18 protein-coding genes are annotated in these 15,596 nt (G+C 39.8%); 13 read left to right on the forward strand and 5 right to left on the reverse strand.

What is annotated here, in order from left to right:
- Positions 1-128: 128 nt before the first annotated feature.
- The 4 genes from H4683_RS08785 to H4683_RS08800 are packed head-to-tail and all read right to left on the reverse strand — an operon-like array spanning position 129 to position 2,760.
- Entirely contained in the window at positions 129-983 is an 855-nt protein-coding gene (locus H4683_RS08785) for an ABC transporter permease (protein ID WP_192598474.1), read from the reverse strand.
- A complete protein-coding gene (locus H4683_RS08790) occupies positions 967-1,896 on the reverse strand; it encodes an ABC transporter ATP-binding protein (protein WP_192598475.1) in 930 nt (309 codons plus the stop codon). The genes H4683_RS08785 and H4683_RS08790 overlap by 17 nt, the downstream gene beginning before the upstream one ends.
- Entirely contained in the window at positions 1,880-2,308 is a 429-nt protein-coding gene (locus H4683_RS08795; RefSeq protein WP_192598476.1) for a hypothetical protein, read from the reverse strand. Before H4683_RS08795 ends, H4683_RS08790 begins: the two co-directional genes overlap by 17 nt.
- A gap of 11 nt (positions 2,309-2,319) precedes the next feature.
- Positions 2,320-2,760: a LytTR family DNA-binding domain-containing protein gene (locus H4683_RS08800; protein WP_192598477.1), complete on the reverse strand. Its 441-nt coding sequence runs from the start codon at positions 2,758-2,760 to the stop codon at positions 2,320-2,322.
- 186 nt (positions 2,761-2,946) lie between these two features.
- Here H4683_RS08800 and H4683_RS08805 point away from each other — a divergent pair, with 186 nt between their 5' ends.
- From H4683_RS08805 to H4683_RS08840, 8 genes are all read left to right on the forward strand, one after another.
- On the forward strand, positions 2,947-4,827 hold the full coding sequence (locus H4683_RS08805; protein WP_192598478.1) for an ABC-F family ATP-binding cassette domain-containing protein: 1,881 nt from the start codon (positions 2,947-2,949) through the stop codon (positions 4,825-4,827).
- Between the two features lie 17 nt (positions 4,828-4,844).
- Positions 4,845-5,978: a conserved virulence factor C family protein gene (locus H4683_RS08810; RefSeq protein ID WP_192598479.1), complete on the forward strand. Its 1,134-nt coding sequence runs from the start codon at positions 4,845-4,847 to the stop codon at positions 5,976-5,978.
- A gap of 264 nt (positions 5,979-6,242) precedes the next feature.
- Positions 6,243-6,668 (forward strand): hypothetical protein, encoded by a 426-nt coding sequence (locus tag H4683_RS08815; protein ID WP_192598480.1) that lies wholly within the window; start codon positions 6,243-6,245, stop codon positions 6,666-6,668.
- A gap of 219 nt (positions 6,669-6,887) precedes the next feature.
- Positions 6,888-8,087 carry a Bcr/CflA family multidrug efflux MFS transporter gene (locus H4683_RS08820; protein WP_192598481.1) on the forward strand — a complete coding sequence of 400 codons (1,200 nt, stop codon included), beginning with the start codon at positions 6,888-6,890 and terminating at the stop codon, positions 8,085-8,087.
- A 125-nt stretch (positions 8,088-8,212) separates the two neighbouring features.
- On the forward strand, positions 8,213-8,656 hold the full coding sequence (locus tag H4683_RS08825; RefSeq protein ID WP_192598482.1) for a hypothetical protein: 444 nt from the start codon (positions 8,213-8,215) through the stop codon (positions 8,654-8,656).
- A 209-nt stretch (positions 8,657-8,865) separates the two neighbouring features.
- A complete protein-coding gene (locus H4683_RS08830) occupies positions 8,866-9,672 on the forward strand; it encodes an N-acetylmuramoyl-L-alanine amidase family protein (protein WP_192598483.1) in 807 nt (268 codons plus the stop codon).
- A gap of 5 nt (positions 9,673-9,677) precedes the next feature.
- Entirely contained in the window at positions 9,678-9,905 is a 228-nt protein-coding gene (locus tag H4683_RS08835) for a hypothetical protein (RefSeq protein WP_192598484.1), read from the forward strand.
- A gap of 73 nt (positions 9,906-9,978) precedes the next feature.
- On the forward strand, positions 9,979-10,215 hold the full coding sequence (locus H4683_RS08840; RefSeq protein WP_225941996.1) for a hypothetical protein: 237 nt from the start codon (positions 9,979-9,981) through the stop codon (positions 10,213-10,215).
- 124 nt (positions 10,216-10,339) lie between these two features.
- Here the strand turns inward: H4683_RS08840 and H4683_RS08845 are convergent, their stop codons facing one another.
- Positions 10,340-11,005, reverse strand: coding sequence for a helix-turn-helix transcriptional regulator (locus tag H4683_RS08845; protein ID WP_192598485.1), 666 nt, complete (start codon positions 11,003-11,005; stop codon positions 10,340-10,342).
- A gap of 232 nt (positions 11,006-11,237) precedes the next feature.
- On the opposite strand from H4683_RS08845, the gene H4683_RS08850 reads away from it, so the two are divergent.
- The 5 genes from H4683_RS08850 (at position 11,238) to H4683_RS08870 (ending at position 15,280) form a co-directional block, all read left to right on the forward strand.
- Complete coding sequence (locus tag H4683_RS08850; protein WP_192598486.1) at positions 11,238-12,509, forward strand: MFS transporter; 1,272 nt, start codon at positions 11,238-11,240, stop codon at positions 12,507-12,509.
- Positions 12,510-12,584: 75 nt separating this feature from the next.
- On the forward strand, positions 12,585-13,484 hold the full coding sequence (locus H4683_RS08855) for a sugar phosphate isomerase/epimerase family protein (protein WP_225941997.1): 900 nt from the start codon (positions 12,585-12,587) through the stop codon (positions 13,482-13,484).
- Positions 13,485-13,499: 15 nt separating this feature from the next.
- The gene (locus H4683_RS08860; protein WP_192598488.1) at positions 13,500-13,880 is read left to right on the forward strand and encodes a RidA family protein; all 381 of its coding nucleotides are present in this window, start codon (positions 13,500-13,502) and stop codon (positions 13,878-13,880) included.
- 186 nt (positions 13,881-14,066) lie between these two features.
- Positions 14,067-14,504 (forward strand): BrxA/BrxB family bacilliredoxin, encoded by a 438-nt coding sequence (locus H4683_RS08865; RefSeq protein ID WP_192598489.1) that lies wholly within the window; start codon positions 14,067-14,069, stop codon positions 14,502-14,504.
- Entirely contained in the window at positions 14,501-15,280 is a 780-nt protein-coding gene (locus H4683_RS08870; protein WP_338062433.1) for a class I SAM-dependent methyltransferase, read from the forward strand. Before H4683_RS08865 ends, H4683_RS08870 begins: the two co-directional genes overlap by 4 nt.
- Positions 15,281-15,596: the final 316 nt, after the last annotated feature.

Here is a 15,596-nt window from a genome sequence, read left to right on the forward strand (position 1 = left end):
CGTGTAACTGTTTAATCAAATAGCAATAAAAGTACATATAAATCGGATTTGAAGCTGCGGATACCTTTATCACATTTTTTTTATCTTCCCCAATGAAAAGGAATAGAGGAAATGTCCCCTGTTCCTTTTCATTTCCTTTTTTTCATCATGACTAAAAGAGAGAGGATGAAAAATAGAATCGCAGTCCCTATTAAATAGAAAACACTGAATAGCTTGGATGTAGGTGATCCGTTTATTTCATAAAAAATGCCCATATTGAGCAGAAAATCTTTTTTCGTTCCTGAGGGTGCATTTGCAAAAGAATCAATGAGCGGACTTTCCATTAAAATCTGCCGAAACAATGCGGCTGTATGGGAAACGGGAAACCATTTTACGACCGATTGGAGATAATCAGGTAAGCCTCCGATAGGTATATAAATTCCCGCTAAAAAACCGATAAATGTACCAATCACCATACTTGCCGCTGCAAAAGAACTTGATGTGTGAAAAAAGGAAACCGGCAATAAAACCATCGATCCGCTTGCTAGTACAGAAAGGATAACTATACCAATCAACTGCATCGTTGCCGCAAAGGGTAGCACATTTTCACCTGAAAATAGCAGATATAAATCCACGACTATGAATGTGAATAAGCACATGACGACTCCGACAAATAGTGCACTCGTTATATAGCCACCGACCAACTTAAATCTTTGAAGGGGAGAGGAATCGAAATCCATATCAATTTTATTCGTCCTATCATCGACAAGAATACCAAAGGCTCCCAAGGTCGTCGTCACTGAAGTAACCGCTAATATTCCGGCGATGAACCAAGACGTGAGTAACTGTTTTTTTGCTGGGAAATCAGGAAGACCTTTCGACGTCGTATCACCTAAGAACAGGACATATAAAGCAATGAGAATAATGACAGCAAGAAGTGAGTAGAACACTGTTGTTTTATCCCGGAAATAGAGTAAAATATTTCGTTTAGCAATTGCCAACATGGTGTTTCACATCCTTTCCATTAATAGCGATGAACACATCGTCCAAACTTGATTTTCGTACTTCAAAGGATGTGATGAAGGATGTGTATTTCGAAAGAATCGAAATCGCATCAATCGTCTGTGCGAGTTGGATATGAAAAAGTGATTTCTCTTCTTTGAACTCGACACCATCCAGTAATAGCTGACTCCTTAGTTCGTCTTCATTGCTCGTCGTCATTATCAATTGATGGGAAGAATAAGCATTTTTTAGCTGTTCCGGCGTTCCCTTAGCAATAATGGAGCCCTCTTTCATGACGACAACATAATCTGAGTTTGCCGCTTCCTCAATATAATGTGTCGTTAAAAAAATGGTCATATGCGTATCTCGCTGGAGTTGCAAAATCATTGCCCATATATTTTTGCGGCTCTGCGGGTCAAGACCTGTCGTAGGTTCGTCTAAAATTAAAATAGTCGGCTGATGAATTAATGCACGTGCAATATCTGCTCGACGCTTTTGACCACCTGACAACTTGCCATAAGGACGATTCAAAAAGGAAGTGCAGTCCGTAATTTCTAAAACTCTTTGGATGGCTGCCTTACGTTCTTTTTTTGATAAACCATAAAAAGATCCCCGAATATGCAAGTTTTCTTTCACAGTTAGCAAGGAGTCCAACACACTTTCTTGAAAGACAACGCCGATTTGCTGTCGAATGGCATGATCTTGTTTTCCAACTGTAAGGCCATTCACAATTATTTCACCTTCATTTTGTTTTAATAGGGTAAGAATGATGGAAATAGTCGTTGATTTACCTGCCCCGTTTGTTCCTAAGAATGAAAAGAGTGAACCTTCTTCCACGTAAAAACTAATATCGTTTACCGCTTTTACTTTTTTGAATGATTTGGACAATCGTTTCACTTCAATGATTTTTCTCATCAGACAATCTCCTTTTTTTACTTTGAATAGCCAAATTGATTTTTTTTGCGTCAAACAGATTTGCACCATACCCGACAATCATTACCACGGCGTATGTCATCAAGCCTATAAGGATAACTGCAAGGCTATTAGCCCAATTGAAGGGGAAAATCTTGAAGACCGTTCCTGCAACAAGCAGTACAATAACAACATTGAATATCTCAAAAAGTTTAGAAACAACCGGGTGATTAAAAGGTAATAAATTCTTCAAATACATCAAACAGGTAATAGAAAAAGATATGATCAATATATTGAATGCCATTTGTTCTTTAAGAGGTGGGAAAGTCGAGAATGAGCTGAATAGTAGATAAAAAATAGTACTAACCGTAAAGGAGATACAGCCAAACACGATATGGAGAAATAAATTATTCAACAACTGTCACCTCAATTCAGAAATTTGTTTTTGAATGCCTTTGCATAGTGCCGATTGACAATCACTTTCTCACCATTCGAAAGCGTGGCCTCAAACTTCCCATTGAATAAGGCGCGCACATGTTCAACATACGCCGTATTGACAATCAAGTTCTTGCTTATGCGAATAAAAGGGGTTTCCTGTAACAATTCTTCAAGCTCATACAATTTCAAAGTGCTTTCATACACTACTTTTTCATCATAGAAAAATGTCTTGTTATCGATGGATTCGACATAGTACAAATTATATGCAATTAGCGAATGGGATCGCTCTTCATTCACACCGACTAGGGTGATGTAGTTCTGTTTGATGTGTTCAATTAGACTTGTAAGTCGACGATCGATTTCAGGACATTTAATAAGGATTTCAATGTCGGTATAGTCCTTGGAATCATCAATTTTTAACCGGATCATCATCACGCCCTTCAGCAAATATTCTATAGTTAGAATCGTATCACGTGCCAGTAATGAGAACAATACTTCCTACGCAACCTGCATTTTTCACTACATAAGATGCAAGTTAGAGTGCTTAGGCATTTATTTACCGAGGGAAATCAGCTATGATGGTAGGAGCTAGTCATAAGAAATGGATGTGTTGTTATGAGTCAATTGATCGTTGAAAATCTCACAAAGACAGTTGGAGAGAAAACGTTGTTCAACAATATAGATTTTACGGTTGTAAGTGGGGAAAAAGTGGGTCTTATCGGCATAAACGGAACAGGTAAGTCGACGTTATTGTCAATCATTGCAGGAATTGAAGAAGCTGACTCGATTTCGAAAGATCATCCGAATCGATACCGGATTGTATATTTACCGCAAGAACCGGAAGTTGACCTAGAACTTACGGTGATGGAAACGGTGTTCATGAGCGACGCACCCATCATCAAGGTCAATTTAGAGTATGAGCATGCACTTCAAGCACTTATGGCAGACCCGGAATCGACAGTGAATCAGGACCTCTACTCGAAGTTTCAAAATGAGATGGATGACCAATCCGCATGGGATATAAATTCGAAAGCGCGGACGATTTTATCGAAACTAGGCATTGAAACGTTCGATAAAAAGATGAGCGAGCTTTCGGGTGGACAGAAAAAACGCGTAACGCTTGCAAAAGTGTTAATTGAACCTGCAGATCTCTTGCTGCTCGATGAACCGACAAACCATCTCGATGTAGATTCGATTATGTGGTTGTCAGACTACTTGAAGAATGAGCAAGGGGCCGTTATCTTCGTAACTCATGATCGCTACTTCTTGGATGAACTATCTACCAATATTTATGAACTTGCGGATAAAACCTTATATTCACATACAGGTAATTACGGAAATTATATTGAATCGAAAGTACTTCGTGAGGAAATGAATGCAGCGTCAGACGATAAGCTACGCAACCGTTACCGTTCTGAATTAAAGTGGATCAGACGTGGTGCGAAAGCGAGATCGACGAAACAAAAAGCACGAATTGGTCGTTTCGATGAACTGGCTGAGAAAGTAAAAAAGGATAATTCGGGTGAGGAAATGGATGTTGCGCTCAAATCAACGCGGCTTGGTAAAAAAGTTATTGAAGCGATAGGCATTTCGAAATCATATGGTGGAAGAAAGGTCATTGATGAATTTTCATGCCTGCTTCAATCGGGTGACCGTATCGCTGTTGTCGGGCCTAATGGTGCTGGAAAAACGACGCTTTTGAATATGTTTTCTGAACAGATTAAACCAGATAGCGGCGTCATCGACAAAGGAACGACAGTAAAAATTGCTCATTTCCAACAACATACGCCACTAATGGACGAAAAGAAACGGATTATCGAATATGTCCGTGATACATCGAATGATATTGAAGATGCAGACGGTGTGCATATTTCGGCTTCACAAATGTTGGAACGGTTTTTATTCCCAACAAAAGCACATGGTACACCAATCGGTAAATTATCCGGTGGAGAGCGGAAAAGGCTCTACTTACTGAAATTGCTGATGGAACAACCGAATGTTTTGCTATTGGATGAACCGACGAACGATCTTGACTTAGAAACGCTTTCCGTCCTTGAATCATTCATCGACTCATTCCCAGGCGTCGTTATTACAATTTCCCATGACCGCTTCTTCCTGGACCGAACATCGACTAAATTATGGGTGATGGACGGAACCGGAAACGTCGATACATGGTTTGGTATTTACACCGATTTCCTTGAAACGTATGTCCCTAAAGAGGTCGTCAAGCTGCAACCGGTTAGCGAGACTGTGAAGCCAGTTCAACAGCAACAAAAAAAGAAAATGACCTTTGCTGAGAAGAAAGAATATGAAACAATCGAGTCAGATATTGCTACTATGGAAACTACGATTGAAGCGGCCGAAGCGGAAATGGCGGCCGCTGGCTCCGATTATGACAAACTAAGGGACCTGACTGCGGCGCTCGACGAATTGAACGGGAAGTACGAGACGCTTATTGAGCGGTGGACCTATTTACAGGAAATAAACGAATCATAATGAGGGGAGCAAACCCATTGAAAATTGTAACGATTGAACCGACACCAAGTCCGAATTCCATGAAAGTCGTACTCGATACAGAGTTGCCATCAGGTACGAGTCATAATTATAAAAAGGTCGACGCAGAAACCGCTTCGCATCCCATCTCCGCATTGCTGGCCATCAACGGCATTAAAGGAATCTATCATGTGATGAATTTCATGGCTGTTGAACGGGTAGGAAACGTCGCGTGGGAATCGATTCTCGCTGATGTCCAAGCTGTTTTTAACGATGAACAGGGCAAACAAACGGGAATAGAAGAGGAAATCGACGATAATTATGGTGAAGTCTACGTTCATGTTCAAACCTATAAAGACATCCCGTTACATGTGAAAGTGTTCGATAGCAATTCTGAAGAACGTGTTGGGCTAAGCGAACGGTTCGTCAAAGCGATGGAAGCGGTACACAGCACGGAAGTAGAAAACTATATTCTGCTGCGCAAATGGGCAGACTATGGAATCCGTTACGGTGAGAAAACGGATATCTGCCAAACAGTTATCCAAGAAATTGAGGCGGCATATCCAGAGGGGCGCTTGCAAGAGATTATTCGTCAAGCGAATGAAGGGCAAACGGCAATAATCCAGCGCGGCAGAAAAATTTCGCTAGAAGAATTTGCTGTCGATGCTTGGGAGACGAGATTCCAATTGCTTGACCAAATGCCTGATCCGGATATGTCGGACGCTACGCTTCTGGATTGTGCACTTGATGATGAAAAGATGTCAATCCGACGTCTTGCAACCATCTATCTTGGCATGATTGAGGATGAAGCAGTCATTCCTTTTATCGAGAAAGCGCTCAAAGACAAAAGCTGGGCAGTCCGTCGTACGGCGGGTGATTGCATGAGTGATCTTGGGTTTGAAGGTTTCGAACAAGCTGCAATTGAAGCGTTGAAAGATAAAAACAAACTTGTCCGCTGGCGGGCGGCAATGTTCTTATATGAAACTGGAACTGAAAAAGCGCTTCCTGCTTTGAAAGAGGTAGAAAATGACCCTGAATTTGAAGTGAAACTCCAAATTCGTATGGCAATTGCGCGGATTGAAGAAGGCGAAGGTGCCAAAGGTTCTGTTTGGAAACAGATGACAGAAGCACGGTTGACTTCACAGGAGAAATGAGAATAACGTTAGCGGATGTGTATTACTCATATTCCGCTAACGTTTTTTTACTTCATTTAGCAGAAGTCTACCGCTTTAATAAGTGGTGAGGTGAATGCAAAGTGTAGACAATTCGGTGAGGGGTCAAACCCCTGTTGAATAAAGTTAAAGCCTCCGGCGGATGCTATGGATTTTGAAAGGAGTCAATTGAGCAAGCTCAATTCAAAATCCCGGCGCAAATACGCCGAGGCGTATTTGATTAATCAAAAAGTTGGAGGAGAACAAATGAAATTATTGAAATTTCTCTTCGTTACAGTACTAATTCTCTGTGGTGCTGGATATGGCGTTTTTTATTTCGGTACAAATATTGCATCTGAAAAAATAATGGATGCTGTAACTGTTGAATTAGAAAACAGCGGACAATTAAAAGAAATTAAGCAAATGGTGAAAAATGATCCTGAATTGAAGCGTTTTATCGAAGAGGGTTCAACGATTGATCAAAAGAATCTTCCTTTTACGACAAAGGAGCAGGCAACAAGGGCATTAATTGGGAAAATTGGTTTAAGCGAAATCCAAGATATTCAGGCTAAAGCACAAAAGGGAATGTCGAATGATGAAATTCAGGAGTTGTTAAAAGATATTGAAGGAAAGCTCACAGAGGAAGAAATCTTAGCGCTAAAGGTAATCGCCTATAAAGAATTCCTTAAATAGTGACTCTGTTAAATCCAGTAATTTTGGTTAAGGAAATTACTACAAGAGGTAGGTCTAGACAATAGGGGCGATTCGAAACGATGCACAACGTTTCGAATCGCCTTTCTTTCATACTGTGTATTTTACTGATATAGTAAAGAGCTTGTGATCTACGATAGTAGACACTTCATCGCTTGCTCACGCATTTGAAGTTCAGTTGGAGAAAGGTTGTTATCGAACATGGAACCATTAACAGGATCAAAACGATTAAAACTAGCATTACTCCTTGGAACGCTTGCGGCAATGGGGCCATTATCGATTGATATGTATTTGCCTTCATTTCCTACAATAGTAGGTGCTTTTGATACAACAGCTTCCTTCGTACAGGTCAGCTTAACTGCCTGCCTCTTAGGAATCGGGTTGGGACAACTCATTTTAGGACCGATGAGTGACGTACGTGGTCGGAAGAAGCCATTGATAATTGGACTTGCCGTTTATTTCCTGGCATCCATCGCATGTGCTTTTGCACCGAATATCGGATTCTTTATTGCAGCACGTTTCCTGCAAGGATTCGCGGCATCCGCCGGCATTGTTATTTCTAGGGCGGTAGTCCGAGACGTCTATAGTGGACGGGAATTGACAAAGTTTTTTGCATTACTCATGCTCGTCAATAATTTGGCACCCATTCTTGCTCCGGTACTTGGAGGTGGGATTCTCGCTTTCACTGACTGGACAGGTGTATTTATCGTGTTAAGTGCAATCGGCTTATTATTATTTAGCATTGTATTATGGAAAATGGACGAAACGCTGCCTGTACAAAAGCGTGTTCCGAGTAATCTTTCCCATACATTGAAAAACTTTTTGTCCTTACTCAAAAATCGGCAGTTTATGGGGTACGCGTTTGCACAAGGTTTCATCATGGCAGGTATCTTCGCTTACGTTGCCGGAACACCCTTTGTCTATCAAAATATTTATGGTGTTTCTCCGCAGATGTTCAGCTTGTTATTCGGTATGAACGGATTGGGACTCATTATCGGAACACAAATAGTAGGGCGTCTAACGGGTCTTGTATCTGAAAAACGATTTTTAGAGACGGGTTTATTCATATCAATCTCTTCAGGTACGTTGCTGCTGATTGCCGTATTATTGAATGGACCACTTATCACAATCGTTATACCGATATTCTTTTTTGTTGCATCAATTGGTGTCATTTCGACATCATCCTTTTCGCTGGCTATGGAATCACAAGGTCATATTGCAGGAAGTGCTTCTGCATTACTCGGTTTATTACCCTTCATTCTCGGATCGATTACAGCACCTCTTGTAGGGATAGCGGGTGAATGGACGGCGATTCCGATGGGGGTTATCATCTTCTCCGCGAGTTTAATAGCTGTCCTTGCGTATTTTGGATTAACGAGAAAAGGAATTGAAGAAAACTAACGGAAGCCGTCTACTCAAATGAGTAGGCGGCTGTTTTCTATCCTACGATGAACGTCCAATCACTGTTGTGTAACTCCTGAATATAATGGAATACCCGTGAAGTGAGGGGGTTAGGGGGAAGAAAATTGAAAGAGGTTATCATCGCATTAGTTAGTTCTTCAATAGCAATCGTGATTACAAGCTTTTTTAATTATCATTTTCAATTAATGAAAGAAATTCGAAATGAATCTGTTAAATATAAAACAGAGATTTTAAAAAGCGTTTACACACCCATTTTAAAAATACTCGTAGCAGTTGTTGTGCCTGGGGATGGGTATGATGGGATTACAAAAGAAACTCTGTTTGAAATTGAAGACATTATAAAAAGAAACTACGAATTAGTGGATCCCGATTTAGATTCAATTATTTGGTTATTAAAAAAAGAAGTAAGGGTAGAGCATTACGAAGAAAGCTCGAAATTATTCGATAAAAATAAAAAGTTACTATGCCATGTTGAACATAATTTTAACTTTTACAGGAAACGGCTAGGATTACCCTTTGATAAGGTTAAAATCAAAAAGGTTTTTTAACTGTAGCATGAAAAAATGATAAATCGTTCACTGTATAATTAGAAAATTTACGCTATCAAGGCATCATCTTTTTTAGCCAAAAATGGACAAGTGCCGCCATTTAAAAACGCAGAGTGAATAGGATATAAAGAAAAGTATTTTTAGTTTGTCGCCCCGATTTTAAAAACAGTAATACTTTTTAACTAGTACACGGAGAGGAGGTATCACTAATGGTTAAAATCGTAATCGACGCAGGACATGGATTTAACACACCTGGCAAGCGTTCTCCAGATGACGAGCGAGAGTGGTCGTTTAACAATAAAGTAGCAAACTATACAATTGCTAAGCTAAAGACATACAAAGATGTGGAAATCCTTCGTGTGGATGACCCAACTGGCAAGAGCGATGTTCCACTTAGAACGCGGACGGACCTCGCTAACAAATGGAAAGCCGATGTTTACGCATCCATCCATCATAATGCCTTAGCGGGGGAATGGGGTAAACACAGCGGTATCGAAACCTACACGATGGACAACCCAACAGCGAATCCTAAATCAATCGAAATTGCCGGCGCCGTTCATCCCCGGGTTGTCCTGGCTATGGGGATAAGTGATCGTGGGATGAAGCGAGCGAACTTTCACGTTCTACGGGAGTCTGCTATGCCGGCCTTCTTAAGTGAAGGGGGCTTTATGGATTCCGAAGTTGATATAACTAAATTACGGGATAAAAATTACTTGAAAGCGCAGGGCGAGGCAATCGCGGAAGGGTTGGCTGTATACTTTAAGTTGCAGTTGAAAGCTACCCCGGAAGGTAATTCTCCACCTCCAAAGAAAGGAGTGAGTAATTTGTATAAACCATCTTCGCAATCGATTGTTAATTCGACATCCGCTGTCTTTAAACGACTTGAAGGTAAGGAAGAAGGAACGTTATCACCAACATGGCGCGAAAAGTTAGTGAATGGGACGTTGACGGATTCGGATGCAATCGGGATCTTGTATGTAGCACTTGACTGTGGGCTATTAGAGGAAAGAAAATAAGTTTTTTGAAAACAGCCGCCCGCTCAGGTGAGTCGCGGCTGTTTTTTTCTGACAAAACGATTTTTGCATTTCCGATTGCATCGATGATTGTTGCCAAATTGTTAGTTGTTTCAAAAGGGACCGCAAAAGCATTAATGGCTTCTTCAAGTGAACAGTTTATTTGTAAGACCCCTTTTCTGCGAAGGTTTTATGAAAGTAGGCCTGAAAAAGGATATGTTACCCATCGTAAGTAATGAATATATGATAGATGACGTTAATACTGTATAATTGAGATAAATTAAGGAAATCAAAAAAGGGGTGATTAATTTGTTATACATATTTGGGATCGTAGCTCTTGTCATGAGCGGAATAATTGTTGAAACGATTACGAAGCATAAAGAAAAAATCATGAAAACTAAAGCGGAAATGCTACGTGATGAAATTGAACTTGAAAAGTTTAAACAACAAAACTATATTATTGAAACGGAAAAGATGAAAATTGAATTGGAAAAAATGAAGTTAAACTATACACCAAGCAAAAATGATAGTATGGAAATTAGGTGATGGAAAATTTACAAGCTACAACAACATTGCATAATGGTGAACTAAATAGAAGTGCAAATAGCATCCTCTCATAGTTAAAATCCCCTTATGTATTTTGCTACATAAGGGGGGTTGCTGTCTCTAATTATTGCTTGATTTTTGCTAGATAACGATACACACTAGGTTCTGACATCTCAATACTTTTTGCAACCTCCATCACGCCTCCTTTGAGTAAAAACACGCCTTTTTTCTCCAATTCAGCAATGATGTATTCTTTTTCACGTGGGGATAACTCTGACGTGTTGCCATCATAATTACTTAAAACTTCACTTATTAGGGAACTCATTAATTCATCAATGTTTTGTCCAAGACGTTCTTCTTGTTTAGCAGGTCTGACTTCCGTAGATGAAATTTGCGTTGATAAACCAGTCAAGCCAATTAATCCATCTATTTTATTTCGAATATCGATTAAATCAGAAACCAATACATTAATGCATAATATACCAATTAATTTATCCTCATTATCTTTAATATAATAACTCGAAGATCGACATATTCGTCCATCGGGAAGTGTCGATTTATAATTTGTAATATGCGCTTCCGTTAAGAATCGTTTACTTTGTAGCACTTCTAATGCTAAATCTGTAAGAGGTCCCCCAAGACTTCGGTTACTTAGATTCCCTTCCAATGCAATAATTGAAGAGTCAGGTTGGTTCGTGTCATGTAGAATAACTTCGCAATCAGCTCCCACTATTTCAAATATGTATTTCGCCAAAGGTTTATATTGTTCTAATATCACATTATTTAACATGGCTAGTCATTCCTCCTTATTTTGAAAATTGTTTAGATGCCTCTCTAGTATAACTATTACATACATAACTTTCTAGTAAGTTGGAATAAAAGTGAATAAAATGATGCATTCTTCAGAATACGTATTGACTTCATAAATCTCGGATGCTATTATTAGTGATAATAAATTACTATCAGTAATAATATTTTATCCTTATGGAAGCGTTAACAAAATTAGATTGGGGAGGTTTATGATGGGAAAAACGAAAACTCAAGTGAAAAAATGGATAACCTTATGTATTTTAATTTTGGGTGGAGGTACAATTTTTAAACTATCCTCTTTGAAAGATGCATTTTATATTCCGATGCAAGAACATTTTCACCTAACGCACACACAGATCGGCTTGGCATTATCAACGTATGCAATGGTTCAAACTATCGGGTATGTTTTCTCGATTTACATTGCTGATCGATTTTCTAAAAGAATATTGATCCCTGTCGGTTTAATTGGGACAGGCTTAATTGGAATTTATTTATCGACTTTCCCTAGTTACTATGGAATTTTAGCTGCCTGGGGTGGGATGGCATTGTTTGCAGAGGTTATATTCTGGCCTGTTTTAATAAAAGCAGTGAAATTACTTGGGAATGCAAATGAGCAAGGAAGGATGTTTGGATTTCTTGAGGCGGGTCGTGGAGTTGTCGATACAATCGTCGCATTCTCGGCTTTAGGAATCTTCATCTATTTAGGATCAGGTGCTGTTGGATTTAAGGCTGCTATATTATTTCTTGCAATCATTACAATTGTCGTCGGCATTGTCTGTTATTTCTTTATTGAAGATGACAAAACTACAGAAATTGCTGGAGATAAAAGAACAGCCAATAAGAATAAACAAGCATTTAATGGAGCACTTCGAGCATTAAAAATACCAGAACTTTGGGTTGCATCTTTCGTTATTTTTTCTGTTTACTCAGTTTACGCGGGTTTAACCTATTTCATCCCTTTCCTGAAAGAAATCTACGGGATGCCAGTTGCACTGGTTGGAGCGTATGGAATTGTTAATCAATATGGTTTGAAGATGGTTGGTGGTCCCGTTGGTGGATTTTTGGTAGACAAAAAGTTTAAATCCGCCACAAAGTATTTACGATTTTCTTTTTTATTGTCAGCAGTGGCCATGGTTGTTTTCATCCTGCTACCACATGAAACGATGAATATTTACGTTGGGATGGTTGCAACACTAGGTTTTGGTGCAATCATATTTACCCAACGTGCTGTATTCTTTGCGCCATTAGGTGAGATAGATATTCCGGACGATATTAGCGGTGCAGCAGTTTCGATTGCTTGTTTAGTGGGGTATGCACCATCCATTTTTGCCTTTACGATGTATGGTTCCCTTTTGGATGCGAACCCTGGAATTACGGGCTATAGATATGTATTTATGATCATGATTGCTTTCGCATTAATTGGTTTCGTTATTAGTAGTTATCTTGCGAGATTAATTAAAAAGAAAAGAAAAAGCTTAGCTTAAATGAAAGAGTGTGATGACCAAATGAAGTTAGGTTTAGAAACCGAAAGTTACCATCTTTTTTTTCAACACCAACGAATGGATATTTTTGATTTTATCAATAAAACTGTTGAACTAGGGCTTGATGGTGTTCAAATAAACATCATCGAAGATTTAAATCTGGATCCTAAATGGGGAACTTTAGGAAGCAATGACCCCAGACACTTAAAAAAAGTAAGGGATTTATTGCAAAAACACAATTTATTTTGTGAAATTGATACAAGTGGAATTGACGCCGAGCGTTTAGGGGAAGTAATTGAAACCGCATCCCTTCTTGGAGCCGATGTGATTCGAACCTATATTAATAAAGGCGTCTATGATGAAAGAAAAACAAGCAACGCGCACAAAGAAATAAGTAAAGTTCTCCCTTTGTTAAAAAAACACCGCATCCATTTAGCAATCGAAAATCATGAAGAAGAGACTGCGGATGAAATTATCTCAGTCATTAAATCTGTGGATAGTGAATGGGTAGGAGCGTTATGTGATATTGGTAATGGAATGATGGCTTGGGAAGATCCAATTGATACAGTAACAAAACTGGCCCCTTACGCTGTATCTACCCATTTTAAAGATCACATTGTCATACATGATGGGGACGATTATCGGGTAAGTGGTTGTCCGATTGGAGAAGGAAATATTGATATTGATGAATGTTTCAAGATATTAACAGAAAAATCATCGCTTAACAGAATAAATATTGAGATGTGTCACCCATACGTTTCCATTTTTAAAAGATCTGAAGGGACAAGCGGAGTGAACGAGGTAGGCAAGGGTGCTTTTAAAGTGGAATCTCCTTATTTCGATAAAGATCGGATTGCTCCTCTAAAATCCTATTATCCTAGCGATGAATTATTGGAGGAGATGCTTATAGAGCAAGAGAACGGCGTAAAAGAATCAGTACGTATAGTTAAAAAATTACGAGAAAAATATTGCAATTAAAAGGAGCAATCGACGATGAAAGAAGCAGTATTATCAACCAAAGCACCACAGCCGATAGGACCCTATTCACAAGGAATGATTTCGAATGGGCATCTATTTATTTCAGGACAGCTTCCATTGAATGTAGAAACAAATCGTTTAGCGGAAGGTATTGAAAATCAAGCAAGGCAAAGTCTTGATAATATAAAAAGTATTTTAGAAGCAAAAGAACTAGGAATGGATGCAGTTGTAAAAACGACTATCTTCATGACAGACCTAGCAGACTTTCAACTAGTAAACAGCATATATGCTGACTATTTTACAGCACCTTTCCCAGCAAGGAGTACTATTCAAGTCGCCAAACTCCCAATGGATGCTTTAATTGAAATTGAATTAATTGCAGAAACAAAAAAGTGAGATTTACGAATAACCGTCACTTCTAAATTTATAAACAGCTGCCTCCTTCGCCGGAGACAGCTGTTTTCTAATTTCATAGTTAGCACCCTTTAGATGAAAGATTTCGCAAAACAAGGTAGAATGAAACTCGTAAAGCTTAAATAATTAATCATACAGTTTCGAACGAATATAAAGGAGGACAACAACATGAACGCTTACGATGAGTATATGAAAGGCATTGTGACCCCGATGCGTGAAGAACTTGTACAGACCGGATTTACAGAATTGAAGACTGCTGAAGAAGTTGAAGAAACAATGGGTACGGTAGAGGGAACAGCACTTATTGTCATTAACTCTGTTTGCGGTTGTGCTGCGGGTCTCGCACGTCCAGCTGTTAGAGAGGCGTTACAGGATGCCCAACAGAAACCAGATTACTTGTTTACCGTATTCGCTGGACAAGATAAGGAAGCGACGGAAAAGATGAGGGAGTACTTCCCAGAAGTGCCGCCAAGTTCGCCGTCCATCGCCGTATGGAAAGATGGTGCGCTTGCGTATTTCATTCCACGTGAACAGATTGAGAACTCCGAAATGGAGCAAATTAAAGATCATTTGTCGGAAGTACTCGACCAAGTCTGTCAAAAGTGAGAACAATTATTTCAACCGGTGGGAGACCCGATGAAAAATCCGTTCAATTGGCGATGGAAGCGGGCCAAGCCCTTGGTTATTCAATTATAGAAAGAAAGAAACGTTCGGTTGCTCGTATGCAAGAAGACTATAATTCAGCTGTCATGATTGCGGGTAAAAATCGATTTGATTTGTATCGAAGTGGAATGGATGAACCGTTTTTCTTCCATCCGAATTCGGCAGCGTTCCGTTTAAAGCGTTTGTTGAATGGTGAAACGGATCCGTTAATAGAGGCGGCGTCTCTCCAAGCCGGAGATTCGTTTCTCGATTGTACACTAGGTCTCGCATCCGATAGTATCATTGCTTCTTACGCCGTAGGTAAAAGTGGACGAGTGACTGGCGTTGAGGCGGATAAAGATGTGGCGTTCATTACGGATCGTGGGTTGCGTTCATTTCCTACAGAATCCGCCTTGTTGGCAGAAGTAATGGCGCGTATTGAAGTTATCCGTGCGGATGCGGTTGATTTTTTACGTAGCCAACCCGATGCAAGCTGGGAAGTCGTTTACATCGATCCAATGTTTCATAAACCCATTCAGGAATCATCTAATTTCACAACTCTTCGTCAAGTAGGTGTTCATGATTCGTTAACAGAAGGATGGATTGAACAGGCCTTGCGCGTAAGCAAGCGTCGTGTCGTTGTGAAAGATCGGTTTGATTCACCCGTCTTTGAACGATTCACTATGGAGCGGATGGTAAGACCAAATACAAAGTTTCATTTTGCCTTTATACAAAAATAAAACACCGTCTTCTCAAATTGAGCATGACGGTGTTTCAGCTATCGTGCAGACCCAAGTGCTTCTGCTTTTCTTAATGTCTAGGCTTCGGTGCCTAGAGGCTCGGGTCATAAGCCATTTCGGCTGTGCAGCAAAGAACGCCGCTTCGCCAACCCGTCATATGCCTGTCGCCTCTGAACAGGCACCTGCGCTTTTCTTAATGTCTAGGCTTCGGTGCCTAGAGGCTCGGGTCATAAGCCATTTCGGCTGTGCAGTAAAGAACGCCGCTTCGCCAACCCGTCATATGCCTGTCGCCTCTGAACAGGCACCTACGCTTTTC

Source organism: Sporosarcina limicola (assembly GCF_014873855.1).
GTDB classification, from domain to species: domain Bacteria; phylum Bacillota; class Bacilli; order Bacillales_A; family Planococcaceae; genus Sporosarcina; species Sporosarcina limicola.